The sequence below is a fragment of the Polaromonas sp. AET17H-212 genome (assembly GCF_002379085.1).
GTDB lineage: Bacteria > Pseudomonadota > Gammaproteobacteria > Burkholderiales > Burkholderiaceae_C > Polaromonas.
This window is the reverse complement of record NZ_NBZW01000012.1, coordinates 103170-127156: the sequence shown is the minus strand read 5'-3', so window position 1 is coordinate 127156 and position 23987 is coordinate 103170. Positions and strand designations below refer to the sequence as shown.

Sequence of the window (23987 nt, the reverse complement as noted above, 5' to 3'; positions counted from 1 at the left end):
CCGTCTTTCGTCGCCAGTGCAACAAATTCCTGTTTCAGACTCATGGTGTCTTGTGCTTTCCAAGGCATGGTGACCCTCCGGCAAATTCGCCGGAAAGTGTCAACCATGTCCCCGCACACCTGTCACCTATGTCCCCGGTCTATACAGCGCCGCAAAAGAAAAGTGAGTTGCCGCCGGGCAACCCCCGGCCAGCAGGCAGACCTCAGCCGCTCAAGACACCAACACAAGCGCCTCCACCCGTTATGCTCCCCCCATGGGTGAATTCGACCTGATCGCACGCTTCTTCACACGCCCCACGACCCGCGCCGTGCTGGGCGTCGGCGATGACTGCGCGCTGCTGCAGCCGGCCGCCGGCATGCAGATGGCCATTTCCTGCGACATGCTGGTCGAGGGCCGGCACTTTTTCGCCGATGTGGACCCGTTCGCGCTGGGCCACAAGGCGCTGGCCGTCAACCTCAGCGACCTTGCCGCCTGCGGTGCGCAGCCGCTGGCGTTCACACTGGCGCTGGCGTTGCCGCGGGCCGACGAAGCCTGGCTGGCGGCTTTTTCGCGCGGCCTGTTCGCCCTGGCCGATGCCCACGGCTGCGAACTGGTCGGCGGCGACACGACGCAGGGGCCGCTGAACATCTGCATCACCGTGTTCGGCGAGGTGCCGCGCGGGCAGGCGCTGCTGCGTTCAGGCGCGCGCGACGGCGATGAGGTGTACGTCAGCGGCACGCTGGGCGAGGCGCGGCTGGCCCTGGAAGCGCTGCGCGGCAGCATCGCCTTGCCGCACGAGCGGCTGGCCGCCGCGCGCGCGCGGCTGGAGCAGCCCACGCCGCGTGTCGCGCTGGGCCTGGCGCTGCGCGGCATCGCGACCGCGGCCATCGACGTGAGCGACGGCCTGCTCGGCGACCTCGGCCACATCCTGGAGGCCTCCGGCACCGGTGCCCGCATCGACACCTCGGTTGCCATCAATTTACTAGCTGATGGCGCCGACCCTACAAGGGCTGAGGGCCATTTTTCGCATGACACCCGGCTGCGCTGCGTGCTGGCCGGCGGCGACGACTACGAGCTGGCGTTCACCGCCCCGGTGTCGGCGCGGGCGGCGGTGCAGGCCGCGGCACTGCAGGCGCAAACCGCGGTGACCCGCATCGGCGTCATCGAACACCCGCCCGGCCTGCGGCTGATCGACGCCTCGGGGCACGCCGTGCCGGGCCGGTATGCCTCCTTCGATCACTTTGCCTGAGCCAGCGTGCGCTTTGCGGGCCTGCTGCGTGCGCCCGCCGTAACCCCAATCGGTGGCCGCCGCCATGTTGGTGCCGGCGGTGATGCCAGTGCTGCCCGACGTTGTCGATGCGCAGCCCAGCCCGATTTACGCCGGCAGCGCCTGCCCAAGATCAGGGCCTGCCTGGACCACTGGGCCGGCTGGTTTACCCGGGCCGAGGGCGTCCAGCCCGCGGTGCAGGTATAACCTGCTGATGCAAGCCGACACGCCACTCGCCCCGCCCCCCGACGTCCAGCGCCTGCTGACCAACGCCACCCGCCTCGAAACCCCCTGCGGCAGCGGCAGCATGGTCTGGCACCGGTGGCAGCCCGATCCGGCGCTGGCCGGCGCGCCGCACCTGCCGGTGGTGCTGCTGCACGGCGGCAGCGGCAGCTGGACCCACTGGCTGCGCAACATCGAATCTCTGGTGGGCAGTGGCCGCCAGGTGCTGGCCGCCGACCTGCCGGGTTTTGGGGACTCGGCACCGCCCGCCAGCGGCAACGACGCCGATGCGCTGGCCGCCCCGGTGCAAGCGGGTCTGCAGGTGCTGCTGGGCGATGCCGCCTGCGACCTGGTGGCGTTTTCCTTCGGCGGCATGGTCGCCGGCTTTCTGGCGGCGCAGTGGCCGGCCCGCGTGGCGCGGCTGGTGCTCGTCGGTTCCCCCGGCCTGGGCGTGGCGTCGAGAAACACCGTCACGCTCACGGCCTGGCGCCACCTGCCCGACCCGGCCGAACGCGAGGCCGTGCACCGCAAGAACCTGGCCGCGCTGATGCTCTACCGGCCCGAGGCCATCACCGCGCTGGCGCTGCGCGTGCACAGCGACAACACGTTGCGCGACCGCATGAAGGGCCGGCGCCTGGCCTACACCGACGTGCTGGCGCGCACACTGGCCGAGGTGCGCTGTCCGGTGTACGCGATTTACGGCCGTGAAGACGCGCTCTACCGCGAGCGGCAGGAAGCGCTCGCGCTGGCCCTGCAGTCGGCACCCCACTTTCGCGGCATGCACTGGATAGACAACGCGGGCCACTGGGTGCAGTTCGAGCAGCCGCAGGCCTTTGATGCCGTGTTGCGGGCGGTGCTGGAAGAAAGCCCCACTCCTTGAGACGCTATGAAAAACATAGCTGTTTGCGTATGCAGCCATTGGGCTGCGTGCCATTTTTACGCATGAAATAGAATCGCTTCGCCGCCTGCGCACCCGCTCCCCACACACCATGCCCCCACCGAACGAAACCCCTGCCTTTCCGGGCGTGCCGAATCCGGCGCCGCCGCGCCGGCCCACGGCCCGCTTCATGCTGGCGCACCCGGCCCACCTGCTGGCGCTGGGCTTCGGCTCCGGCCTGAGCCCGGTGGCACCCGGCACCGCCGGCACCTTGTGGGCCTGGCTGGCCTTTCTGGCAATGGCGCCCTGGCTGAGCACGCCGCAGATGGGGCTGCTGGTTGCCGTGGCCACGCTGCTGGGCTGGTGGGCCAGCACGGTGACAGCCAGAAACATGGGCGTGGCCGACCCCGGCAGCATCGTCTGGGACGAAATCGTGGCCTTCTGGCTCATCCTCTGGCTGGTCATGCCGGCGGGCCTGTGGGGCCAGCTCGCGGCCTTTGTGCTGTTCCGCTTTTTTGACGCGGTGAAGTTCGGCCCCATGGCCTGGGCCGACCGGACCTTCAAGGGTTTTGGCTGGCGCGGCGGTTTCGGCATCATGCTGGACGATTTTGCGGCGGCGTTCTGCACGCTGCTGGTGCTCGCCGCCTGGAGTTTCTGGTGAACCCATCAATACTCCCAAAAAGTGAGCTGTCTTCGCCCGTCCTGGTGGGTCTGCTGGCCGATGTGCTTCTCCAAAAAGGCTGGCTGCTGGCCACCGCCGAAAGCTGCACCGGCGGCATGATCAGTGCCGCCTGCACCGACCTGGCCGGCTCCAGCAACTGGTTCGAGCGCGGCTTTGTCACCTACTCCAACGAGGCCAAGACCGAGATGCTGGGCGTGGCCGCGGCGCTGCTCACCGCCCACGGCGCAGTCAGCGAGGAAGTCGCGCGCGCCATGGTGCAGGGTGCCATCCAGCATTCCAGAGCCCGGGTCGCCGTGGCGGTGACCGGTGTGGCCGGCCCCACCGGCGGCAGCCGCGCCAAACCGGTGGGCACCGTGTGGTTCGGCTTCATGGTGGACGGACAGGTCAGCAGCGAGAGGCAACACTTCGACGGCGACCGCGCGGCCGTGCGGTCGGCCACGGTGCACCATGCGCTGCAGCGGCTGGTGCAACTGCTGGCCAACCAGCCCTAAGCCCCATGCTGCTTAGTTGGTTCAGTCAGTTCCGTTCACCCCGAGCTTGTCGAAGGACTACAAGGCTTCGACAGGCTCAGCCCGAACGGTAGGTGTAAAGAATTGACCGTAAGCCCGCGCCGCGGCGAGGGCCCCACCTGCGGCGCCAACCCCGGGCTGTGTAAAGTAGGCCTTGCCCTGCAGCGCCGCAGGTTCGGGACGGGTAAAGTTGTTTTGTTTTTTTGCCACAAGAACCCCAGCGCGACTGGCGGGTTTCACAAGGATTGAATGCTGACACTCCGCTGGCTCCAGACGCTTTGGCACCGCCATGCTGCGGCAGGCCGCGTGCCAGGCCCCGCACCGGTGTGGCGGCTGTCCCTGCTGGGTTCCTTGCTGGCCCTGCCTTGCGCCCATGCGCTGGAGTTCAGCTACGGCAACCCCTTCCCGGACGGCCCGCTGGCCGGTGTGGCCCGCAGCCTGACGATCAGCGGCGAGCTGCTGCCGGGGGACACCGCCCGCCTGACCGAGCTGGTGCGGCGCAAACCGGCCGACGCCTGGCACGCCCTGGGCCGGGTCGAGCTGGCCATTTCAGGCGGCGACACCGCGGAAGCCCTGCTGCTGGCCGACACCCTGGCCGCCCTGTACCCGCACACGGTCACCACCGCCGACTGCTCGGGGCCCTGCGCCATCGTCTGGCTGGCCGGCGCCTGGCGCCTGCTGCCCGCCGGGCGGATGGGCCTGCAACAAGCGCCGGGGTCCGCGCCGGACAAGGCGCCCACCGACGGGCTGCGCAACTACCTTGTCAAGCAGGGCCTGCCCGCGCCGGTGTACGAGCGCTGGAGGGCCAGCCGCGGCAACGGGGTGTACTGGCTGTCGGGCCAGGAGGTCAACACCACCGGCACCTGGCCGCCCTACTATTACCAGAAGCTCCGCGCCCGCTGTCCGCCGCTGGACAGCACGGACGAATCCTTTCACGCCGTGCGGCGCTGTGCGGCCCGGCTGGTGATCAGCCAGAAGGCGTTTGCCTTCGACAAGCTGCTCGAAGGCGTCAACGACCCGTGGTGGAACGACAACCGGGACCTGCTGCGCGACGCGCCGCGGTAGAAACTGGCCCCCACGCTTGTCGCTTCGCGTACTGCGCGAGGCCTTGCAGGCCGCCGCTCGCCAGAGGCTTCGCTTCTGTCGCCTGTCCAAAGCTGCTCAAGCAGCTTTGGAGCCGCAGGCTCCAGCCCCTCGGGGGCCGCTGCGCCTGCGGACTGGCGAAGCCAGATCCGCGGCCCCGGCTGATCTGAAGACCCCCAACAGTTGCTCACATCGTGTTACGTCCTGGAGCGCGCTAACATGGCTGCATCCCGGTCAATTGGCCGTTCAAATATCACCCGAGGAATTCTCATGCGATCCATTCTCTGCGCCAGCGTTTTGTCATTGTTTGTTCTGCCCGCCGCCTGGGCGCAAGCCGATGCGGCTGCGGCCGCCGCGGCCAAGGAGGCCGGTGCGTCCGTCACGGCCAGCGGGCTGGTCTACCGCTCGCTGAAAGACGGCAGCGGCGCCAGCCCGGCCGCCACCGACACCGTCAAGGTGCACTACCGCGGCAGCTTTCCGGACGGCAAGGAGTTCGACAGCTCTTACAAGCGCAATGAACCGACCGAATTTCCGCTGAACCGCGTGATCCCCTGCTGGACCGAAGGCGTGCAGAAAATGAAGGTGGGCGGCAAGGCCAAACTGACCTGCCCGGCAGCGATTGCCTACGGCTCGCGCGGCGCGGGCGGCGTGATTCCGCCGAACGCCACGCTGCAGTTCGAGATTGAATTGCTCTCGGTCAAGAAGTAGCCCCCACGGTCGCTCACTGCGTGTAGCTCCCTGCCCCCCGAGGGGGCCGCTGCGCCTGCGGCCCGGCAAAGCCGGTTCCGCGGCCCCTGCTCGATTGGAGAGAATCTGCGCGTTGGCTCGCTGCCCCCGGCGGTTTCAGCCCTGCAGGCCGGCCGTGATCTCGTAGGAGCGCAGGCGCGCCTTGTGGTCGAAGATTTGTGAGGTGATCATCAGCTCGTCGGCGCCGGTGCGGGCCACGAAGGCCTCCAGCGCATGGCGCACCGTCGTCGGGGCGCCAATGGCCGAGCACGACAATGTCTGCTCCAGAATGGCGCGCTCGGGCGGCGTCAGACGCTCCTCGTAGCCGGCCACCGGCGGCTGCAGGCGCGAAGGCCGGCCGCTGCGCAGGTTGACAAAGGCCTGCTGCATCGACGACGACAGCAGCTGCGCCTGTTCGTCGCTGTCGGCCGCAAACACATTGAAGCCCAGCATCACATAGGGGCGCGCCAGTTGCTCCGAGGGGCGGAAGCGGCCGCGGTAGACCTCGATGGCCTGCATCATCTGCGCCGGCGCAAAGTGCGAGGCAAAGGCAAATGGCAGGCCGAGCTGGGCCGCCAGCTGCGCGCCGAACAGGCTGGAGCCCAGAATCCAGAGCGGCACCTTCAGGCCGGCGCCAGGCACGGCGCGCACGCGCTGGCCCTCGGACACCGGATCGAAGTAATGCATGAGTTCGACCACGTCCTGCGGAAACTCGTTGGGGTCGGCGTTCAGGTCGCGCCGCAGCGCGCGTGCCGTCGCCTGGTCGGAACCCGGCGCCCGGCCCAGCCCGAGGTCGATGCGGCCCGGAAACAGCGACTCCAGCGTGCCGAACTGCTCGGCAATCACCAGCGGGGAATGGTTGGGCAGCATGATGCCGCCGGCCCCGACGCGGATGCGCGAGGTGCCGCCGGCCACATGCGCCATGACAACTGCCGTGGCCGCACTGGCAATGCCGGCCATGCCGTGGTGCTCGGCCAGCCAGTAACGCTGGAAGCCCCAGCGTTCGGCGTGTTGCGCCAGGTCCAGGGTGTTGCGCAGGGACTGCGCGGCGTCGCTGCCCTCCACGATGGGGGAGAGGTCCAGAACGGAAAATGGGATCATGGGGGAGCAGATGGGTCGCATTGGCACATTGTCAATGCCCGGCCTGTCGCCCGGGTGCCTGCGCCTGTTACAGGTCGCTGCGCAGGCGCATCCGGACGGTGTACGATTTCGCGGGTTGATCCCTCTCCGTGCTCCTTCACTTCCGAAAGCGTTTATGCATCCCAACGAGCAAACCCTGGAGAAGTTCTACAGCGCCTTCGCGCGCCTGGACCCGGACACCATGGCCCAGTGTTATGCACCCGACGCCTCCTTTGACGACGAGGCTTTTTCGCTGCGCGGGCACGAGCAGGTCACCGGCATGTGGCACATGTTGTGCGACGCCACCCGGGCCAAGGGGCGCGATGTGTGGAAACTCGACTACAGCGACGTCCAGGCCGATGCGGCCGCCGGCCAGGCGCACTGGGAGGCGCATTACCGCTTCAGCGCCACCGGGCGCATGGTGCACAACGTGATCGACGGGCGCTTCACCTTCACGCCGCAGGGGCTGATCGCCACCCACCGCGACCGCTTCGACTTCTGGGCCTGGGCACGCCAGGCGCTGGGCACGCCGGGCCTGCTGCTGGGCTGGACACCTTTTCTGCGCAACAAGGTGCGCAGGACGGCGGCGGCCAACCTGCACACCTACCTGGCGCGCCGCAAACAGGGCGGGCACTGAGCATGGCGTCCACCCTGCCGCAGGCCTGGTTTGAAGGCTTCGAGGCGCGCGACTTCGAAGTCAACGGCACGTCCATCTTCGCCCGCTACGGCGGCAACGCCGCCGGCCCGACCCTGCTGCTGCTGCACGGCTTTCCGCAAAGCCATGTGATGTGGCACCGCGTGGCGCTGGCGCTGCAGGCGCATTTTTTCCTGGTGCTGCCCGACCTGCGCGGCTACGGCGACTCGTCCAAGGTGGCCGGCCTGCCCGACCACAGCAACTACAGCAAACGCAACATGGCGCAGGACGCCGTGGCCGTGATAGACGCGCTGGGCCGCGGCAATTTTTTCCTGTGCGGCCACGACCGCGGCGGCCGCGTGGCGCACCGCCTCGCCGTGGACCACCCCGGGCGCGTGGACCGGCTGTGCCTGATCGACATTGCGCCCACGCTGGACATGTACAACGCCACCGACATGCGTTTTGCCACCGCTTATTACCACTGGTTCCACCTGATCCAGCCCAACCCGCTGCCCGAAACCATGATTGGCGGCTGCGCCGTCGCCTACCTGCACGCCAAGCTCGGCGGCTGGGGCAGCCGCGGCTTGAGCTACATCGAGCCCGAGGCGCTGAGCGAGTACGAACGCTGCTTCTGCACACCCGAGGCGATCCACGCCGCCTGCGAGGACTACCGCGCCAGCGCCGGCATCGACCTGGTGCATGACCGCGAGAGCCGCGCGCGCGGCGAGAAGATCGCCTGCGACACCCATGTGCTCTGGGGTGAGCGCGGTGTGGTGCAGCAGCTGTTCCAGCCGCTGGATCTCTGGCAGGCGCAATGCGCCGGCATCGTCAGCGGCCAGGCCCTGCCGGCCGGGCATTTCATTCCCGAAGAGCTGCCGCTGGAAACGGCGCACGCCCTGCACACCTTCTTCAAATAACCATGGCCCACTACACCGCTGAAGTTTTATGGCTGCGCAACGAAGGCGACTTTGCGGGCAACCGCTACAGCCGCCGGCACCTGCTGCGTTTTGACGGGGGCCTGGAGGTGCCCGGCTCGTCGTCACCGCACGTGGTGCCGCTGCCGATGTCCGACGCTGCGGCGCTGGACCCGGAAGAAGCCTTTGTGTCTTCGCTGTCGAGCTGCCACATGTTGTGGTTTCTGTCGATCGCGGCCAAGCGCAAGTTCTGCGTGGACCGTTATTTCGACGCCGCGGAGGGCGTCATGGAAAAGAATTCTGAAGGCAAGGTCGCCATGACCCAGGTGACGCTGCGCCCCGACGTGGAGTTTTCCGGCGAGCGCCAGCCGACCCGCGAAGAGCTGGACAGCCTGCACCACGAGGCGCACGATGCCTGCTTCATCGCCAACTCTGTGAAGACCGAGGTGCGCTGCGAGCCGGTGTATGGTGCGCTGGCATGAGCCGCGCAGCGGCACGCACCGGCCTTCAGCGTCGGGCCGGCTGGATTCCCCTGCTTGGCCTGTTGGGCCTGCTCGGCGGCTGTGCTTCAAAACAGGCGATGAACACCGTCGATCTGGAACAAGGCCGCCTGCCCGCGCCTGACATCACCCTCCAGATTCCCGGCTTGGGGCCCTGCACGGACAACGCCGACCGCAGCCTGCGGCTTGATTCGACGCAGCCGGTGCAGGTGCTGGTGCATGGCTGCTTCGGCTCCTCCGGCCAGTTCCGGGGGTTGGCCCAGGTGCTGGCCTTTCACGGCCAGCAGACGGCCTGCTTTACCTATGACGACCGTGCCCGGCTGGCAACGGCAGCCGACGAACTCCGGCAGGCCGTCCAGCAGCTGGCCGCGCAATCGCGCGTGCCGCAGATCACCGTGATCGGGCACAGCCAGGGTGCGCTGATTGCGCGCAAGTCGATGACGGAACCGTCAAACCCGCCGCCGCCGGTGCGGCCTGTCGATCTGCGGCTGGTGACCGTCTCGGGGCCCTTCTCCGGCATCGACTCGGCCAGGACCTGCGGCAAGACCTGGCTGTACCCGCTGACCCTGGGCATGCTGCCCTTGAGCTGCTATGTGGCCACCGGCGCGAAGTGGGCGGACATCACCTATTCGTCGCGCTTCATTCGCGAGCCCGGCCCCTTGGCGCCGCAGGTGGCCAGCCACCTGAAGATTGATACCGACGAGCGCGGCACCTGCCGGCGTGAAGAAAACGGGCGCTGTGTGGAAGGCGACGATATTTTTTCACTGGCAGAGCAACGCCACCCCATCGTGGAGGCCGATGGGCGCACCCGGCGGGTCGAGGTGGGTGCAGGCCATGTCGAGATCGTCGGCGACAAGCAGGTGGCTCCCAAAAAGCTGATTGCCATCTTGCAGGCGCAGGGCGTGCTTCGCCCCACGCCAGCAGCCAGCCTGCCCGCTTTCGGGCTGCTGCTGGCGCGCGTCTATGAAGGCAAAGCCGCCCATTGACAACAAGGACCCACGCCACCATGGCCTCTGCGATTCACATTCGCCCGCTTCGCGAAACCGACCTCACCGCCTGGACGCCGCTCTGGAACGGCTACAACGCGTTCTACGGCCGCGAGGGGAAAACCGCGCTGGCCCCGGAGATCACGCAAACCACCTGGCAGCGCTTTTTCGACCCGGCCGAACCCGTCTTTGCGCTGGTCGCCGAGCGCGACGGCAAGCTGTGTGGCCTGACCCACTACCTGTATCACCGCAGCACCACCCGCATCGAGCTCACCTGCTACCTGCAAGACCTCTTCACCGATCCAGCCGCACGCGGCAAGGGCGTCGGACGCGCGCTCATCGAGGGGGTGTACGAGCAGGCCAAGGCTGCGGGCATCAAACGGGTGTACTGGCAAACACACACCACCAATTCAGCCGGCCGGCTGCTTTATGACAAGGTGGCCCAACACACGGGCTTCATCGTTTATTCGCAGGAGGTTTGACAGCTGCGACTGTGCTGCTCGCCAGAGCGCTGCTTACCATGAACGCGGTGAGGCCTAGCAGGCAGATTGATATGCTACAAAATAAATAGCTATTGGCGCACACGTCCATTGGGCTAGAAGCCAAAATGACTACTGAGTTTGTCTGGCCTGCGCGCCAGGAAGCGCAAAAGGTGGCCGCGCAGTGTTTTTTTACAAGGGTCTTATTCCCATATGAATTTGCGGTGTATTACGTTAAAACTCAACCACCTCGCCACTTGTAAAAGGCTTTGATGTCCAAGTTAAATCGCGGCCGCCAAGACACACTCAAGGTTTTGCGATTTGAATTACGTTAGCCACTCCAGAAGCATTCACTGTAGGAAATACCAATATGGTCGAAAAAATCGGACACATCAAAAACCCGCTTACGGTGATCGCAATATTTGCTGCCCTCGCAGAAGTGAGTGGCACAGTCGTTTTACCTTTCTTGGACAAGGAAACGCAGCACGTCTACGTTTGGTTTCTAATGTTCTTTCCGATTTTGCTTGTCGCAATCTTCTTTTTTGTGCTCTACAAGAAACACCATGTTCTTTATGCCCCTACCGATTTCAAAGATGACAAAACCTTCACAGATCTCTTTGAGAACGCGACAAGCTCTGCAAAGGTAGCGAAGATCAATAGTGAGCAGGAAGATCCGATTGCAGACACAACAACTGGCACCCAGGAAGCACAGGTACAACCCATAGTCGCTCCGGGTCCCTCGATCTCCGCAGCCGAAACGCTTCGTCGGTCATTCCAAGGAAATGGCCTCCTTGCTGAAGAGCTTGTAATCGCCAAACTGGCGAAAGACCTGGGCCTCAAATTCGATCGAAATTTGGCTGTTAAAGGTCAACCAAGATTGGTATTTGATGCCGTCTCAACCTCATCAGACAGGGCAGTTGTCGCCGAAGTGAGATTTACCAGGCAAGGCATGTTTCCCGATCAAATGCTTTCGGAGTACTTTGAAAGAGTGAAGCGGTTTTCTGAAACGCTACCAGACGAACTTAAGAACAAAATTGAATTCATATTTGCGTTGGCAACTGACACAGATGAAGAAGCGCGCCTGAAACGAATGGACAGAACCATCGAGAAAATTCGCACCTACTCAGAAGCATATCAATTTAAAACGGTAGTTCGTCTCTTCAAGATGCAAGACCTTGAGCGCGAGTTCTCTGTTCAGTAGTACCTATGTGGCTAACCCATCATTCCACCAGACGCTGCGCGATAAAGCCGCGCGGGTGAATCAGACGTTAAACCGCGACACATTTCAGCTCCGATGAATGCGTCTTTTGTCAGCGAAGTGCGCCGGGACGACGCCCTGATCAGCCTGCCCTATGGGCTCGTCGTCCGACTGCAATCCAGCCTGAGCTCCAAATCTCACCCCGCCCCGTGACACTTCTTGTATTTTTTCCCACTGCCGCAGGGACATAAATCATTACGGCCGGGCTCGGCCTCCTTGTGCACCGTCGCCACCTTCGCACCAAAGCTGCGCCAGAAGCCGCGCAGGTCGTACACCGCCCATAAGGCCTCGCCGAATTGTTCGAGCCGCGTTTCGCTGGCACTGGGCGCGGCGTCTTCGCCGAGCATGGGCACTTCCATCGGGCCCGGGTCGTCGTCGGTCAGCTCGATGATGGCGCCCAGCGCGGCGTCGAGGTCCTCGACGGCCTGCTTGTCCTTGGCTTCCTGGCGCGAGAGCGCCCACTCGTCGGGCCAGGACTCGACCGCGTACATGAAGCCCAGCGCCCAGACCTGGGCAAACGAGGGCACGCTGTCCATGTCGATGTCCTGGCGCTCTTCCTCGGGCAGCCGGGCCAGCATGCCGCGCATGTCGCCGACCTGCGGGTAAAACGCGCGCTCGTCCTGCAGGCTTTCCACGTCGGCGTCCAGCGCGCGACAGATGTCCTGGTAGCGGCGCTCCCACAGGTCCATGAACTGCGCGCGCTGCGCGTCGCTGGCAAACAGCTGCCGGGCGGCGGCCTCGTCTTCGGCGCCCTCGAAGTCGAGCAGCACGGCCATGTATTCGTCAGGCGGGATCTCGCGCCGCGTGCAGGCCAGCGCGGCCAGGAAACCCTCGCAGAACTCCCACTGCGGCGTTTCTTCCTCGCGGTTGCGCAGGTCGTCCAGGATGGTGTCCAGTGTTTCGAAATCCTCGGGGCTCAGGGCGCCCGGGAAGGTCGCATCGGCAGGGGCGGGGGCGTCTGTCATGGGGTGTCCGTGGTGGTTTAACTCGTATGATGGGCAGTGTAGCCGCAGCCCCCCTGGCGGGCGAGCCCCGGCCACGCCCCCCTTCCCACTGCAAAGGCTTGCATGCTTGATCGTTTCAACGCGGGGTACCCCGTCCGTTACACCGCCCTTGTCCTGTGTGCGGCCGGTTTCCTGGTGGGCGCTTTCATGCTGCTCGATTCCGGCCGGGGCCTGCTGGCGCTGCTGCTGTTCGGGGTTCTCTGCGGCGTTGGCATCCACGATGTCCTGCAGACCAAAAGCTCGATCCTGCGCAACTACCCGGTGATGGGCCACCTGCGTTTTCTGCTGGAGTTCATCCGCCCGGAGATGCGCCAGTATTTCATTGAAAGCGATTCGGAAGCCGCGCCGTTTTCGCGCGCGCAACGTTCGCTGGTTTACCAGCGCGCCAAGGGCGAGCTGGACAACCGGCCGTTTGGCACGCAGCTCGATGTCAGCCTGCACGGCTATGAGTGGATCAACCATTCGGTGCAGCCGACCCGCATCGCCTCGCACGACTTTCGCATCACCATCGGCCCGGCCACGGCCCAGCCCTACAGCGCCAGCATCTTCAACATCTCGGCCATGAGTTTCGGTGCGCTGTCGGCACCGGCCATCCTGGCGCTCAACAGCGGCGCAAACAAGGGCGGCTTTGCGCATGACACCGGCGAGGGGTCGATCTCCCAGCACCACCGCGTGCACGGCGGCGACCTGATCTGGGAAATCGGCTCGGGTTATTTCGGCTGCCGCAACGACGACGGCAGCTTCAGCCCCAAAAAATTTGCGGCCAGTGCCGCCGACCCGCAGGTCAAGCTGATCGAGCTCAAGCTGAGCCAGGGCGCCAAGCCGGGGCATGGCGGCATCCTGCCGGGCTCCAAGGTGACCGCCGAAATTGCCGCGGCACGCGGCGTGCCGGTGGGCATCGACTGTGTCTCGCCGTCGTCACACAGTGCGTTTTCGACACCGGTGGAGATGATGCATTTCATCGCCCGCCTGCGCGAGCTCTCGGGCGGCAAGCCGACCGGCTTCAAGTTCTGCCTCGGCCACCCTTGGGAATGGTTTGCCATGGTCAAGGCCATGCTGGCCACCGGCATCACGCCGGACTTCATCGTGGTCGACGGTGCCGAGGGCGGCACCGGGGCCGCGCCGCTGGAATTCACCGACCATGTGGGCGCGCCGCTGCAGGAGGGGCTGCTGCTGGTGCACAACACGCTGCTGGGCGTGGGCCTGCGCAGCAGGATCAGCATCGGTTGCGCCGGCAAGGTGATCAGCGCCTTCGACATCACGCGCATGCTGGCACTGGGCGCCGACTGGTGCAACTCGGGCCGGGCCTTCATGTTTGCGCTGGGCTGCATCCAGGCGCAGACCTGCCACACCGGCAACTGCCCGACCGGCGTGACCACGCAGGACCCGTTGCGGCAAAAGGCGCTGATCGTGCCCGACAAGGCCGAGCGCGTCTGGCGCTTTCACCAGAGCACGCTGAAGGCGCTCAAGGAGTTGCTGGAAGCGGCCGGCCTGCGCCACACCGGCGAACTCACCGCGCACCATATCGTGCGGCGCATCAACGACACCGAGGTGCGCCTGCTGTCGAACCTGGTGCTGCATGTGAAAGAGGGCTCGCTGCTGACCGACCTGGACAGCCAGCACCAGGTCTTCAAGCTGTACTGGCCGCTGGCCAGCGCGCACAGTTTTGCGGTCAGCAAGCCCAAGGACAAGGTCTCCAGCACGGGCGAACAGGAGCCCGCTGCCGCGGTGGTGCCGGCATGACGGATCCTTCTGCCGCCATCGGCTCCATCCGCGATCTTTACGACGGCGCCCTGTGGCCCGACCTGCAGGTCAACACGCTTCGCAACGTGGACCGCCTGTTCCCCACCCGCCTCGTGGCGCGCGGCGCCCACGTCCATGCCCTGCCCGTCAGTTCCCGGCCCTGGCCCGCGATCGGCTTCGACGACGGCGGCCACCACTGGGATCTTTTCGACTACCTGTCCCTGAACCGTGTCAGCGGCTTGCTGGTCCTGCAGAACGGCGAGGTCGCCTTCGAACATTACGCGCTGGGCAATACACCGCAAACGCGCTGGACCTCGATGTCCATGGCCAAGTCCATCACCGCCACCCTGGTCGGTGCGGCCATCCACGACGGCCACATCGGCGGCCTGGACGAGCAGGTCTGCCGCTATGTCCCGGCGCTGGCCGGCTCGGCTTATGACGGCGTGACGATCCGGCAGGTCCTGCAAATGAACTCCGGCGTGCGCTGGAATGAAACCTACACCGACCCCCACTCCGACCGGCGCCGCCTGCTGGAGGCGCAACTGAGCCAGCGCCCGGGCGCCCTCATGGACTGCATGGCCGCGTTGCCGCGCGCCAGCCCACCGGGCACGGCATGGAATTACAGCACCGGTGAAACCCAGGTGGCCGGCGCCGTGCTGCGTGCTGCCGTCGGGCGGCCACTGTCCGACTACTTGTCCGAGCGTATCTGGGCCCGCTTCGGCATGGAGGCCGATGCCAGCTGGTGGCTGGAGTCGCCAGGCGGGATGGAAGTGGCCGGCAGCGGCTTGAGCGCACGCCTGCGCGACTTCGCGCGCTTTGGGCTGTTCATGCTGGGTGGCGGCGTGGCCGGTGGTACGCAGATCCTGCCCCAGGGCTGGATCGAGGAAGCCAGCAGCAGCCAGACAGTGAACGGCAGTGTGGTGCCGTATGGCTACATGTGGTGGCCGATGGAGGCTTCGGCCGGCGCGGTGCACCAGGGCGCTTATCTGGCGATCGGCATCTTTGGCCAGTACCTGTACATCCACCCCGCCAGGCAGCTGGTCATCGCCCAGTGGAGCGCCATGCCCAAGCCCAAGGGAACGCTGCCGATCCAGCCCGCGAGCTTCTTCGCTGCGGTCGTGCAAGCGCTGAGCTGAACCACAGACAAGTTCATATTGCTACCAAATTGATAGCCGTTTGCACCCGTACATCAAGGGCCAGCAGCCTTTTTTTCATGCAAAGCACGGCCTGGTCCTTGCTCAGCAGCCAGGCTTTGTGCGCCACCGCCAGGTCGATGAAGATCTGGTCGTCGGCGTCGCTGCAGGTCACCGGCGCCTTGCCGCCGGCCGCCACGGTGCGCGCATGGGTGTCGAAGGCCAGCAGCACTTGCGCCCCCGCCAGACCGTCGCGCGTCAGCCGTTTGGCGACCTGCGGGTAGTCCAGCACGCGCGCCAGCTCGACCCGCATGGCGGCGGTGGCCAGCCATTGCAGCCGCCCGGTGATCACCGCGCTTTTGAGCGCCTGCGCCGCCAGGTCGCCAAACACGAACAGGTCCAGCACGATGTTGGTGTCGAGCACCACGCAATCACCAGCCCGTGCCTGGGTATCCATGGCGACCGGGCTCAAGAGGTGGCGGCGGGCTTTTTCTCGCGCGCCGAGCCGGCCACCATGTCAAAGCGGAACAGCCGGCATTCGATGGGACCGTTCCACATCGGCACGCGGCGCGATTCCTTGAGCCGCATTTTCTGCGGCAGCTTCATGTCGGGCGTCAGCACGTGGGCGGTCCAACCGGCGTAGTTTTTCTTCCAGTGGCTGGCCAGTTGCGGGAAGAAGTCCGAGGCTTCCTCGCCCCAGGCATTGAGGGCCTGCTCGCGCCCCGGGTTGGCGGATCGGTCGCGCGAGGTCTCGAAGGCGGGCTCTTCGCGCGTGTCCCGGGTGTCGCGGCTGTCGCCGGCGTCACGGTTCAAGGGCTGGCCGAACTCGTCGATGGGCTGGTTGCGGTGGTCCTGTTGCGTCGGGCCGCCCTGCTGGCGGCGCTGGTCGCGTCCCTGCAGCGCGGGAATGCCGGCCACACCGGCCACATCGATACGCTCGCCATAAGGTGGGTTCACCAGCATCACGCCCGAAGGCGCGGGTGGCATGCGCTGCAGCGCGTCGCCGCCGCGCAGCTGCACCGCGTGCGCAACACCGGCGCGTTCGGCGTTGCGTTCGGCGAAGTCGACCATGCGGAAGGACACGTCGCTGCCGAACACCGGTGCCGTCGGCGGCGTGATGGCCTGCTCGGCCTGGTCCAGCAGGCCTTCCCAGACGTGGGGCTGGAAAGGCACGAATTTTTCAAACGCAAAATGCCGACCCATGCCGGCGGCGATGTTGCAGGCGATCTGCGCCGCCTCGATAACGATGGTGCCCGAGCCGCAGCAGGGGTCGTACAGCGGCACGCCCTGCTTGCACAGGCCGTTTTCCCCGCTCCAGCCGCTGGCAGCAATCATGGCGGCGGCCAGGGTTTCTTTCAGTGGCGCGTCACCCTTGTCCTCGCGCCAGCCGCGTTTGAACAGCGGCTCGCCCGAGGTGTCGATGTAGAGCGTGACGGTGTCGGTGGTCAGGTGGGCGTAGATGCGCACGTCGGGCCAGCGCGTGTCGACATCGGGGCGCACATCGTATTTCTCACGGAAGCGGTCGGCGATGGCGTCCTTGATCTTCAGCGCGGCAAAGTTCAGGCTGGTCAGCGGGCTGTGCTGCGCGGTGATCTCGACCTTGAAGGTCTGCTTGGGTGTGAACCAGATCTCCCACGCCACACTGGCTGCGGCGTTGTACAGGTCCTGCTCGCTGCGGTAGCTGTTGTGCTGCAGCTCGATCAGCACGCGCTGCGCCAGCCGGCTGTGCAGGTTGAGCTGCAGCGCGTCGCGCCAGGAGCCCGTCACCTGCACGCCGGCGCGCCAGGCCTTGCCCTGGGCGCCGGTGATGCGTTTGACCTCGGCGGCGAGAAGTTCCTCGACGCCGGCGGCGCAGGGTAAAAATAACTGGAGTTGGTTCATAAAGATTTTCGGAGGTTGGCCGGCGCAATGCGCAGGGCTTCGCGGTACTTGGCAACGGTGCGGCGCGCGCACTCGATGCCCTGCTCCTTGAGCATCTCGGAAATCTGGTTGTCGCTGAGCGGCTTTTTCAGGCTCTCGGAGGCAACAAACTGCTTGATCAGCGCGCGCACCGCGGTACTGGACGCATTGCCGCCGGTCTCGGTGCCCAGCGCCGAGCCGAAGAAATACTTGAGCTCGAAGGTGCCGAAGGGCGTGCTCATGTATTTGGCGGTGGTGACCCGCGAAATGGTCGATTCGTGCAGGCCCAGCTCGTCGGCGATTTCGCGCAGCACCAGCGGCCGCATGGCGAGTTCCCCGTGGGTGAAGAAGTTTTTCTGGCGCTCGACAATCGCGCTGCTGACGCGCAGGATGGTGTCAAAGCGCTGCTGGATGTTCTTGATGAACCAGCGCGCCTCCTGCAGGCGCTGCTGCAGCGCCGGCCCGCCCTGGCCCTTGTTCTGCTTGAGGGCGTTGGCGTAGATGTCGTGCACGCGCAGGCGCGGCATCACGTCGCTGTTGAGCGACACCTTGAAGCCGCGACCGGACTTGACCACCAGCACGTCGGGCACGATCAGGTTGCGCTCGACGTTGACAAAACGCCGGCCCGGCTTGGGGTCGAGCCGGCCGATCAGGCCGATCGCGCCTTTGATCACCGCATCGGGGAAACCGCAGAGCTGCGACAGGCGCTTGACGTCGCGCTTGGCCAGCAGCTCCATGGGTTGCTGGCACATCGCGATGGCGGCGCGGGTCTCGTCGTTGTCCCTGCAGTCGAGCAGTTGCAGGCTCAGGCACTCGGCCAGGTTGCGCGCGCCCACGCCGGCGGGCTCCATGTGTTGCAGCAGCTTGAGCGCCACCGCGAACTCATGCTCCACCGCTTCAAGCTGCTCAAGATCGTCACCGGCCAGGCCGGCGGCCAGCGCCGCCAGGCTGTCTTCGAGGTAGCCGTCGTCGTTCAGCGATTCGATCAGAAAATGCAGCGCGGCCTTGCCCTCGGGCGACAGGCGCAGCGACAGGGCCTGCCGGTGCAGATGGTCCTGCAGCGACTCCTGGCTGCGCGCCAGTTCGGTGGCATCGACATCGCTGTCATCGTTGTTGTTCTTGCGCGGCGTGGCGTCACCACCCCACTCGCTGTCGTCGGGTGCGGTGTCGACGCTGCCGTCGCCGTCCCAGCTTTCCTCGAGTTTGGCCTCGCTGCTCGGCTCCGCATCATTCTGGCCTGCAGCCCCCGTATCTTCTGCGGATACTGCTATTGAATCCGTAGTAGATTCAAACTCGCGGGTTTCCTGGCTGACCGGCGTGTCGACCTGGCCGAGGCCGAAATCCTCACGCGGGGCGGCCTCCTCGGCCACTTCAAGAAACGGGTTTTCGTCGAGCATCTGCTCGACTTCCTGGCTCAGCTCCAGCGTCGACAGCTGCAGCAGGCGGATCGACTGCTGCAGCTGCGGCGTGAGCGCCAGATGCTGCGAGACGCGGAGGGAAAGTCCCTGCTTCATGCCGCCCCCTAAACGCGCAGCAACGCGGGTTGGGAGGTATAAAGCAAGCGGGGGCCGCGCAACCGGCTTTGCCGGGGCGCAGGCGCCGCCCCCTGCAGGGGGGAGGGAGCTACACGCAGTGAGCGACAACGGGGGGGAGCCATCACGTCGGAGCCATCACATCTTGAAGTGCTCACCCAGGTAGACCCGGCGCACATCGGCATTGTTCACGATTTCAGAAGGGGTTCCCGTGGCCAGCACATGGCCGTCGCTGATGATGTAGGCGTGGTCGCAAATGCCCAGCGTTTCGCGCACGTTGTGGTCGGTGATGAGCACGCCGATGCCGCGCGACTTGAGGAAACCGATGATGCGCTGGATCTCGATCACCGCGATCGGGTCGATGCCGGCAAACGGCTCGTCGAGCAGGATGAAGCGCGGCTGGGTGGCCAGCGCGCGGGCGATTTCAACCCGGCGCCGCTCGCCGCCGGACAGCGCCGGTGCCGGCGAGTCGCGCAGGTGGTCGACCCGCAGGTCCTGCAGCAATGAATCCAGCCGTTTGTTGAGCACCGCGGCAGTGAGCGGTTTGCCGGCGTCGTCGGTCTGCAGCTCCAGCACGGCGCGCACATTCTGCTCGACCGTGAGTTTGCGGAAAATCGAGGCCTCCTGCGGCAGGTAGCTCAGGCCCAGGCGCGAACGCTTGTGGATCGGCATGTGCTCGATCGACTCGCCGTCGATGGTGATCTCGCCGGCATCGGCACGCACCAGCCCGACGATCATGTAAAACGAGGTGGTCTTGCCGGCGCCGTTGGGACCGAGCAGACCAACCACCTCCCCTTTTTTCACCTCGAGGGAGACATCCCTGACGACCTGGCGGCTTCCGTACGATTTTTGCAGGCCGGTGGCGACCAGGCGGCTGACGGGAGCGGTTTCCGGGGACACGTCCATAGGGGTTGGGTTATTTCTTGTCATTGCCCAGCGTGGTGCTGGGCCGCAGGGAGGGAGAAGGCCCGGCCGGCGCGGGCGCTGCGGTGGCACCGGAGACCGTGTTGCGCGGGGCCAGCAGGGCGCGCACGCGTCCCGTCGGGTTGGAAGGGGTCTTGGTTTGCGCGCCGCTGTCGACCGTGAAGACATCGGTCGGGTTGTCGTAAACAATCAGCTCGCCGGTGGTTTCGTCGGCCAGGGTGGCGCCCACATAACGGCGCAACACGGCGCGCTTGATGAACTTGACGGTGTCGGCGCGGCTGTCGTATTCGATTCTTTCGCCCTCGCCCTCGATGTATTCATCGACACCCTCGCGCTTCTTGCGGTAGTAGGCCAGCTTGTCGGGCGCCGCAATCACGATCGCGTTCTGGTAGCCCTCGGGGTCCTGCTGGACATCGACGCGGGCGCCACGAACAATGATGGTCCCCTTGGTGATGACCACGTTGCCGGTGAACACACTGGTTTGTTTGAGGTCGTCGTAACGCAGGGCATCAGCCTCGGCGTTCATGGGCTTGTCGCGGTCGGCCTTTTCAGCCGCAACCGGAAAAACCGCGAGGACGGCGGCCAGCATCAGTACACAGGCGGGTTTGTTCATAAAGGCACGAATCTTGCTGCTTTGGTGGTGTTGGCCCATTGTAGCGACGCAACTCCGGGTAAACCGCCACGCCCATAAAAAACCCGCCCAGCCGGGGCGGGGCTCGATAGCCACCAAGGGACATGCTTCGACAAGCTCAGGACGAACGGGATGGGAAGCAACAAGCGCGGGGCTGCTTCTCCCCCACCAGCCGGGGCCGCGGAACCGGCTCTGCCGGGCCGCAGGCGCAGCGGCCCCCTCGGGGGGCAGGGAGCTACACGCAGTGAGCGACCGTGGGGGGCTAACCTTTCCTTACCTGGGCAATCAGGTAGTCGGTGACCAGCAGTGCGCGCGCCATGGTCTGCGCCATCGACCCCGAGGTGAAATAACGCCCGGCCACGCCAAGCGCGGGAACCCCGTCGATCTTGTAGGCATCCTGCAGCTGGGTGGCCTTGCGGGCCTTGGTTGCCACCGAAAACGAGTTGTAGGTCTCGAGGAACTTCGCCTTGTTGAGGCCCTGCTTTTCCGCCCAGGCCGCAATCAGATCCGGCGTGTTGAGCATCTGCTTTTCCACATGGATGGCGTAAAACACCTTTTTGTGGAGTTCGTCGACCTTGTTCATGGCCTCGAGCACGTAATAAAGACGCTGCTGCGGCTCGAAATCGGCACGGAAGGCGATCGGCACGCGGCGGACCGCCACGTCTTTCGGCGCCTTTTTGATCCACTCCTCCAGTGCCGGCTCAAAACTGTTGCAGTGCGGGCAGCTGTACCAGAAGAACTCCACCACCTCGACCTTGCCGGCCGGCGCCTCGACCGGGGCCGGTTTGTCCAGGACCAGAAAGTCAGTTCCCGCGCGCGGCGCCGGTGCCTGGGCCCGGGCCGGGGTGCTCAGGGCGCCCAGCGAGGCGGCAGCAGCCACCGAAGCGGTGGCTATCGAAAATTCACGTCGTTGCATCGATCATTTCTCCGTTGGTTCTGGCGTTAGTTCTGGCAAGGTGCGACAAGGTTGGATACCCTGCCGGCAGAAAGTTCAGCGCTGGACGCGAACCAGGGCGGTTTCTATGCCGCTGGCGTCCAGCCGCTCCTTGGCCTTGTCGGCGTCGTCCTTCTTGTCGAAAGGCCCCAGGCGCACCCGGAACACCGTGCGGCCGGACTGCTCGCGCTCGGTCACCTTGGCCTCCAGGCCCATCAGCGAGATCTTGGCGCGCTGCTGCTCGGCGTCCTCGGGGCTGCGGAAAGCCCCCACCTGCACAAAATAGCTGAAGGGGTCGGCCCCGGTGGCGGCGGCCGGCGCGGCCAGCTTGGCCTTGGCCAGGTCGCCAATCGGGTCGGCCGCGGGTTTGGCGGCCTTGGCAGGCGGCTCGGCCGGGGCCACAGGCGCCGCGGCCGGCTTCTGGGGCGTGACATCGGTCACCGGTCCGCCCGATGCGGCAGCCGGCTTGGCCGGGTTTTTGCCATACAGGGGGGCATTGGGGTCCCAGTCCCGGTTTTTCTTGGCCTCGGCCGCGTCGTGGTCGGGGCTGCGCGACTGGCTCTTGTTCATGAAAGGCACCGGCACCTTGGTGATGTAGACGGCCACCGCCAGGGCAGCCGCCAGGCCGATCAGCGCGCCAATAATAAGCCCCAGCAGGGTCCCGCCTCGTTGTGTGTTCATGCCTTGCCCGGTTGGCTTGGTGAAAGGGTTGCGGTTACGCGTCATGGTGTCAGGCTCGGGTTTACATCTTCTGCGGGGCGTCCACGCCCAGCACCTTCAGGCCATTGTGCAACACCTGCGCGGTGGCGGCGACAAGTGCCAGGCGGGCCAGCTTGACCACGTCGTCATCGACCAGAATTCGCTCGGCATCGTAGTAGCTGTGGTAGCTGGCGGCGAGCTCGCGCAGGTAAAACGCCACGTCGTGCGGCGCAAACCCGGTGGCGGCATTGGCCAGCATGTCGGGGTACTTGGCCATCAGCAGCATCAGGGCCTGCGCCTGCGGGCTGTCGAGTGCGGACAGGTCCATGCCCTTGAGCGTGGCGACATCGCCGCCCCAGGCCGCCAGCACAGAGCAGATGCGGGCGTGCGCATATTGCACGTAATACACCGGGTTTTCGTTGTTCTTGGCCAGCGCTAGGTCGATGTCGAAGACGTATTCGGTGTCGGGCTTGCGGCTGAGCAGGAAAAAGCGCACCGCGTCCTTGCTGGTCCACTCGATCAGGTCGCGCAGCGTGACATAGCTGCCGGCGCGCTTGGAAATCTTCACTTCCTCGCCGTGGCGCATCACCCGCACCATGGTGTGCAGCACGTAATCCGGATAACCCGGGGGAATGCCGGCGCCGGCCGCCTGCAGGCCGGCACGCACGCGGGCGATCGTGCCGTGGTGGTCCATGCCCTGAATGTTGATGGCGCGCGTGAAACCGCGCTCCCACTTGGCCAGGTGGTAGGCCACGTCGGGCACGAAGTAGGTGTAGCTGCCGTCGCTTTTTTTCATCACGCGGTCTTTGTCGTCGCCGTAGTCGGTGGACTTCAGCCAGAGCGCGCCGTCCTGCTCGTAGGTTTTGCCGGCGGCCTTCAGCCTGGCCACCGTGGCCTCGACCCGGCCCGAGCTGTACAGGCTGGACTCGAGGTAGTAGTTGTCGAAGCCGACCGCAAACGCCTTGAGGTCCAGGTCCTGCTCGTGGCGCAGGTAGGCCACGGCGAACTGGCGGATCGCGTCCAGGTCCTCGATGTCGCCGGAAGCCGTGAACTCGCGGTCGTCGGACTTGACGGTTTTTTGGGCCATGAAGTCGGCCGCAATGTCGGCGATGTAGTCACCGTTGTAGGCCGGCTCGGGCCAGCGCGCGTCGCCGGGCTTGAGGCCCTTGGCGCGTGCCTGCGTGCTGGTGGCCAGGGTGTGGATCTGCACGCCGGCGTCGTTGTAGTAAAACTCGCGGTAAACGTCCCAGCCCTGGGTCGCGAACAGGTTGCAGATCGCGTCGCCGAGCGCCGCCTGCCGGCCATGGCCCACGTGCAGCGGCCCGGTCGGGTTGGCCGAGACAAACTCGACCACCACGCGGCGCGCCTTGTCTACCGGCTTGACGCCGTACTGCCCGGCCGCCGTCAGCACCTCGCGCACGGTTTCCTGCTTGGCCGCCGGCTTGAGCCGGAAGTTGATGAAGCCCGGCCCGGCGATTTCCACCGCATCAACCCAGCGCTGGTAAGCCGGCGCCGCCAGCAGGGACTCGCGCAGGCCCTCGGCGAGCTGGCGCGGGTTGAGCTTGAGCGGTTTGGCCAGCTGCATGGCGGCCGTGGACGCGAAGTCGCCATGGGCGGCGACCTTGGGCGACTCGAAAGCGGCCTTCTGGCCGGCACCGGGGGACAGCTTGTCCAGCTCAGCGGCCAGGACCGCGAGCAATTCTTGTTTGACTAGGAGCATGCGCTGATTTTACGGGTGCGGGCCGGCAAGCGGGCCGGCGCAGTTGGCCGCGCTGCCTACTTGCCGTAGCCGCGCGCCAGAAACACCGCGGCCAGCGGGATCAGCGGCAGCAGATGGGCCTGCACCATCACCAGCTTGCGCGCCTTGGTGACCTGGCTGTTGTCGGGCAAGCGGCCGGTGGCACGCAGCTCGCGGCGCCAGCGGGCAAACAGCCGCGTGGGCTGGATCGACAGCAGCGCGATGACAACGAACAAGGCCAGCTTGACGTAGAGCAGCGGGTTGGTGCCGTACCAGCCCGCCCCCTTGGCGCCCAGAAACACGCGCAGCAAGCCTGTCAGCAACACGGTACCCGCCGCCACGGCGTAGATCAGGTCGATCTTGCCCAGACGCTCGACCACGGCGGCATTGAGCCACTCGCTGCGGCACAGGGCGGCCTCGCTGGCAAGAAACACCACCATGGTCAGGATGGCCAGGATGTGGGCGTAGGCGAGCAGGGCTTCGAGGGTCATGAGTGTCTCGCGGAGGGTCCGGTG

25 protein-coding genes are annotated in these 23987 nt (G+C 65.8%); 14 read left to right on the top strand and 11 right to left on the bottom strand.

Annotated features, from left to right (window positions below):
• Positions 1 to 253 precede the first annotated feature (253 nt).
• The 6 genes from thiL (at position 254) to B7G53_RS11535 (ending at position 5327) form a co-directional block, all read left to right on the top strand.
• Complete coding sequence (gene thiL / locus B7G53_RS11560) at positions 254 to 1228, top strand: thiamine-phosphate kinase (RefSeq protein ID WP_096667729.1); 975 nt, start codon at positions 254 to 256, stop codon at positions 1226 to 1228.
• Between the two features lie 232 nt (positions 1229 to 1460).
• Positions 1461 to 2348 carry an alpha/beta fold hydrolase gene (locus B7G53_RS11555; protein WP_176491343.1) on the top strand — a complete coding sequence of 296 codons (888 nt, stop codon included), beginning with the start codon at positions 1461 to 1463 and terminating at the stop codon, positions 2346 to 2348.
• A gap of 109 nt (positions 2349 to 2457) precedes the next feature.
• Positions 2458 to 3006, top strand: coding sequence for a phosphatidylglycerophosphatase A family protein (locus B7G53_RS11550; RefSeq protein ID WP_096667727.1), 549 nt, complete (start codon positions 2458 to 2460; stop codon positions 3004 to 3006).
• Positions 3003 to 3518, top strand: a complete 516-nt coding sequence (locus B7G53_RS11545; RefSeq protein ID WP_096667725.1) for a CinA family protein — start codon at positions 3003 to 3005, stop codon at positions 3516 to 3518. Before B7G53_RS11550 ends, B7G53_RS11545 begins: the two co-directional genes overlap by 4 nt.
• 267 nt (positions 3519 to 3785) lie before the next feature.
• Positions 3786 to 4601 (top strand): hypothetical protein, encoded by an 816-nt coding sequence (locus B7G53_RS22845; protein WP_096667723.1) that lies wholly within the window; start codon positions 3786 to 3788, stop codon positions 4599 to 4601.
• A gap of 288 nt (positions 4602 to 4889) precedes the next feature.
• Positions 4890 to 5327, top strand: coding sequence for an FKBP-type peptidyl-prolyl cis-trans isomerase (locus B7G53_RS11535; protein WP_096667721.1), 438 nt, complete (start codon positions 4890 to 4892; stop codon positions 5325 to 5327).
• A 135-nt stretch (positions 5328 to 5462) separates the two neighbouring features.
• Here B7G53_RS11535 and B7G53_RS11530 read toward each other — a convergent pair whose 3' ends face one another.
• A complete protein-coding gene (locus B7G53_RS11530; protein ID WP_096667719.1) occupies positions 5463 to 6446 on the bottom strand; it encodes an LLM class flavin-dependent oxidoreductase in 984 nt (327 codons plus the stop codon).
• A gap of 154 nt (positions 6447 to 6600) precedes the next feature.
• On the opposite strand from B7G53_RS11530, the gene B7G53_RS11525 reads away from it, so the two are divergent.
• The 6 genes from B7G53_RS11525 (at position 6601) to B7G53_RS11500 (ending at position 11178) form a co-directional block, all read left to right on the top strand.
• Entirely contained in the window at positions 6601 to 7101 is a 501-nt protein-coding gene (locus B7G53_RS11525) for a nuclear transport factor 2 family protein (protein ID WP_096667717.1), read from the top strand.
• A gap of 2 nt (positions 7102 to 7103) precedes the next feature.
• Positions 7104 to 8015: an alpha/beta fold hydrolase gene (locus B7G53_RS11520; protein ID WP_096667715.1), complete on the top strand. Its 912-nt coding sequence runs from the start codon at positions 7104 to 7106 to the stop codon at positions 8013 to 8015.
• A 2-nt stretch (positions 8016 to 8017) separates the two neighbouring features.
• On the top strand, positions 8018 to 8494 hold the full coding sequence (locus B7G53_RS11515; protein WP_096667713.1) for an OsmC family protein: 477 nt from the start codon (positions 8018 to 8020) through the stop codon (positions 8492 to 8494).
• Positions 8491 to 9498 carry an esterase/lipase family protein gene (locus B7G53_RS11510; protein ID WP_096667711.1) on the top strand — a complete coding sequence of 336 codons (1008 nt, stop codon included), beginning with the start codon at positions 8491 to 8493 and terminating at the stop codon, positions 9496 to 9498. The genes B7G53_RS11515 and B7G53_RS11510 overlap by 4 nt, the downstream gene beginning before the upstream one ends.
• 20 nt (positions 9499 to 9518) lie before the next feature.
• Positions 9519 to 9980, top strand: coding sequence for a GNAT family N-acetyltransferase (locus B7G53_RS11505; protein ID WP_096667709.1), 462 nt, complete (start codon positions 9519 to 9521; stop codon positions 9978 to 9980).
• A 367-nt stretch (positions 9981 to 10347) separates the two neighbouring features.
• Positions 10348 to 11178: a hypothetical protein gene (locus tag B7G53_RS11500; RefSeq protein WP_096667707.1), complete on the top strand. Its 831-nt coding sequence runs from the start codon at positions 10348 to 10350 to the stop codon at positions 11176 to 11178.
• A 194-nt stretch (positions 11179 to 11372) separates the two neighbouring features.
• On the opposite strand, the gene B7G53_RS11495 is transcribed toward B7G53_RS11500, so the two are convergent.
• On the bottom strand, positions 11373 to 12200 hold the full coding sequence (locus B7G53_RS11495; RefSeq protein WP_096667705.1) for a UPF0149 family protein: 828 nt from the start codon (positions 12198 to 12200) through the stop codon (positions 11373 to 11375).
• A 102-nt stretch (positions 12201 to 12302) separates the two neighbouring features.
• Here B7G53_RS11495 and B7G53_RS11490 point away from each other — a divergent pair, with 102 nt between their 5' ends.
• Both B7G53_RS11490 and B7G53_RS11485 read left to right on the top strand, forming a co-directional pair.
• Complete coding sequence (locus B7G53_RS11490) at positions 12303 to 13982, top strand: FMN-binding glutamate synthase family protein (RefSeq protein ID WP_096667703.1); 1680 nt, start codon at positions 12303 to 12305, stop codon at positions 13980 to 13982.
• On the top strand, positions 13979 to 15118 hold the full coding sequence (locus B7G53_RS11485) for a serine hydrolase domain-containing protein (RefSeq protein WP_096667701.1): 1140 nt from the start codon (positions 13979 to 13981) through the stop codon (positions 15116 to 15118). Before B7G53_RS11490 ends, B7G53_RS11485 begins: the two co-directional genes overlap by 4 nt.
• Positions 15119 to 15131: 13 nt before the next feature.
• On the opposite strand, the gene B7G53_RS11480 is transcribed toward B7G53_RS11485, so the two are convergent.
• The 9 genes from B7G53_RS11480 to B7G53_RS11440 all read right to left on the bottom strand — a co-directional run bounded on the left by B7G53_RS11480 (position 15132) and on the right by B7G53_RS11440 (position 23963).
• Entirely contained in the window at positions 15132 to 15572 is a 441-nt protein-coding gene (locus B7G53_RS11480) for a putative toxin-antitoxin system toxin component, PIN family (RefSeq protein ID WP_096667699.1), read from the bottom strand.
• 11 nt (positions 15573 to 15583) lie between these two features.
• The gene (locus tag B7G53_RS11475) at positions 15584 to 16996 is read right to left on the bottom strand and encodes a THUMP domain-containing class I SAM-dependent RNA methyltransferase (protein ID WP_096667697.1); all 1413 of its coding nucleotides are present in this window, start codon (positions 16994 to 16996) and stop codon (positions 15584 to 15586) included.
• On the bottom strand, positions 16993 to 18528 hold the full coding sequence (locus B7G53_RS11470; RefSeq protein WP_096667695.1) for an RNA polymerase factor sigma-54: 1536 nt from the start codon (positions 18526 to 18528) through the stop codon (positions 16993 to 16995). The genes B7G53_RS11475 and B7G53_RS11470 overlap by 4 nt, the downstream gene beginning before the upstream one ends.
• Positions 18529 to 18684: 156 nt before the next feature.
• A complete protein-coding gene (gene lptB, locus B7G53_RS11465) occupies positions 18685 to 19452 on the bottom strand; it encodes an LPS export ABC transporter ATP-binding protein (protein WP_096667693.1) in 768 nt (255 codons plus the stop codon).
• 10 nt (positions 19453 to 19462) lie between these two features.
• On the bottom strand, positions 19463 to 20083 hold the full coding sequence (gene lptA, locus B7G53_RS11460; RefSeq protein ID WP_176491342.1) for a lipopolysaccharide transport periplasmic protein LptA: 621 nt from the start codon (positions 20081 to 20083) through the stop codon (positions 19463 to 19465).
• A 280-nt stretch (positions 20084 to 20363) separates the two neighbouring features.
• On the bottom strand, positions 20364 to 21017 hold the full coding sequence (locus B7G53_RS11455; RefSeq protein WP_096667689.1) for a thiol:disulfide interchange protein DsbA/DsbL: 654 nt from the start codon (positions 21015 to 21017) through the stop codon (positions 20364 to 20366).
• A 75-nt stretch (positions 21018 to 21092) separates the two neighbouring features.
• Positions 21093 to 21716: an SPOR domain-containing protein gene (locus B7G53_RS11450; protein ID WP_096667687.1), complete on the bottom strand. Its 624-nt coding sequence runs from the start codon at positions 21714 to 21716 to the stop codon at positions 21093 to 21095.
• Between the two features lie 61 nt (positions 21717 to 21777).
• Positions 21778 to 23454: an arginine--tRNA ligase gene (gene argS, locus B7G53_RS11445; RefSeq protein ID WP_096667685.1), complete on the bottom strand. Its 1677-nt coding sequence runs from the start codon at positions 23452 to 23454 to the stop codon at positions 21778 to 21780.
• Positions 23455 to 23510: 56 nt separating this feature from the next.
• Complete coding sequence (locus B7G53_RS11440) at positions 23511 to 23963, bottom strand: DUF2214 family protein (protein ID WP_096667683.1); 453 nt, start codon at positions 23961 to 23963, stop codon at positions 23511 to 23513.
• Positions 23964 to 23987: the final 24 nt, after the last annotated feature.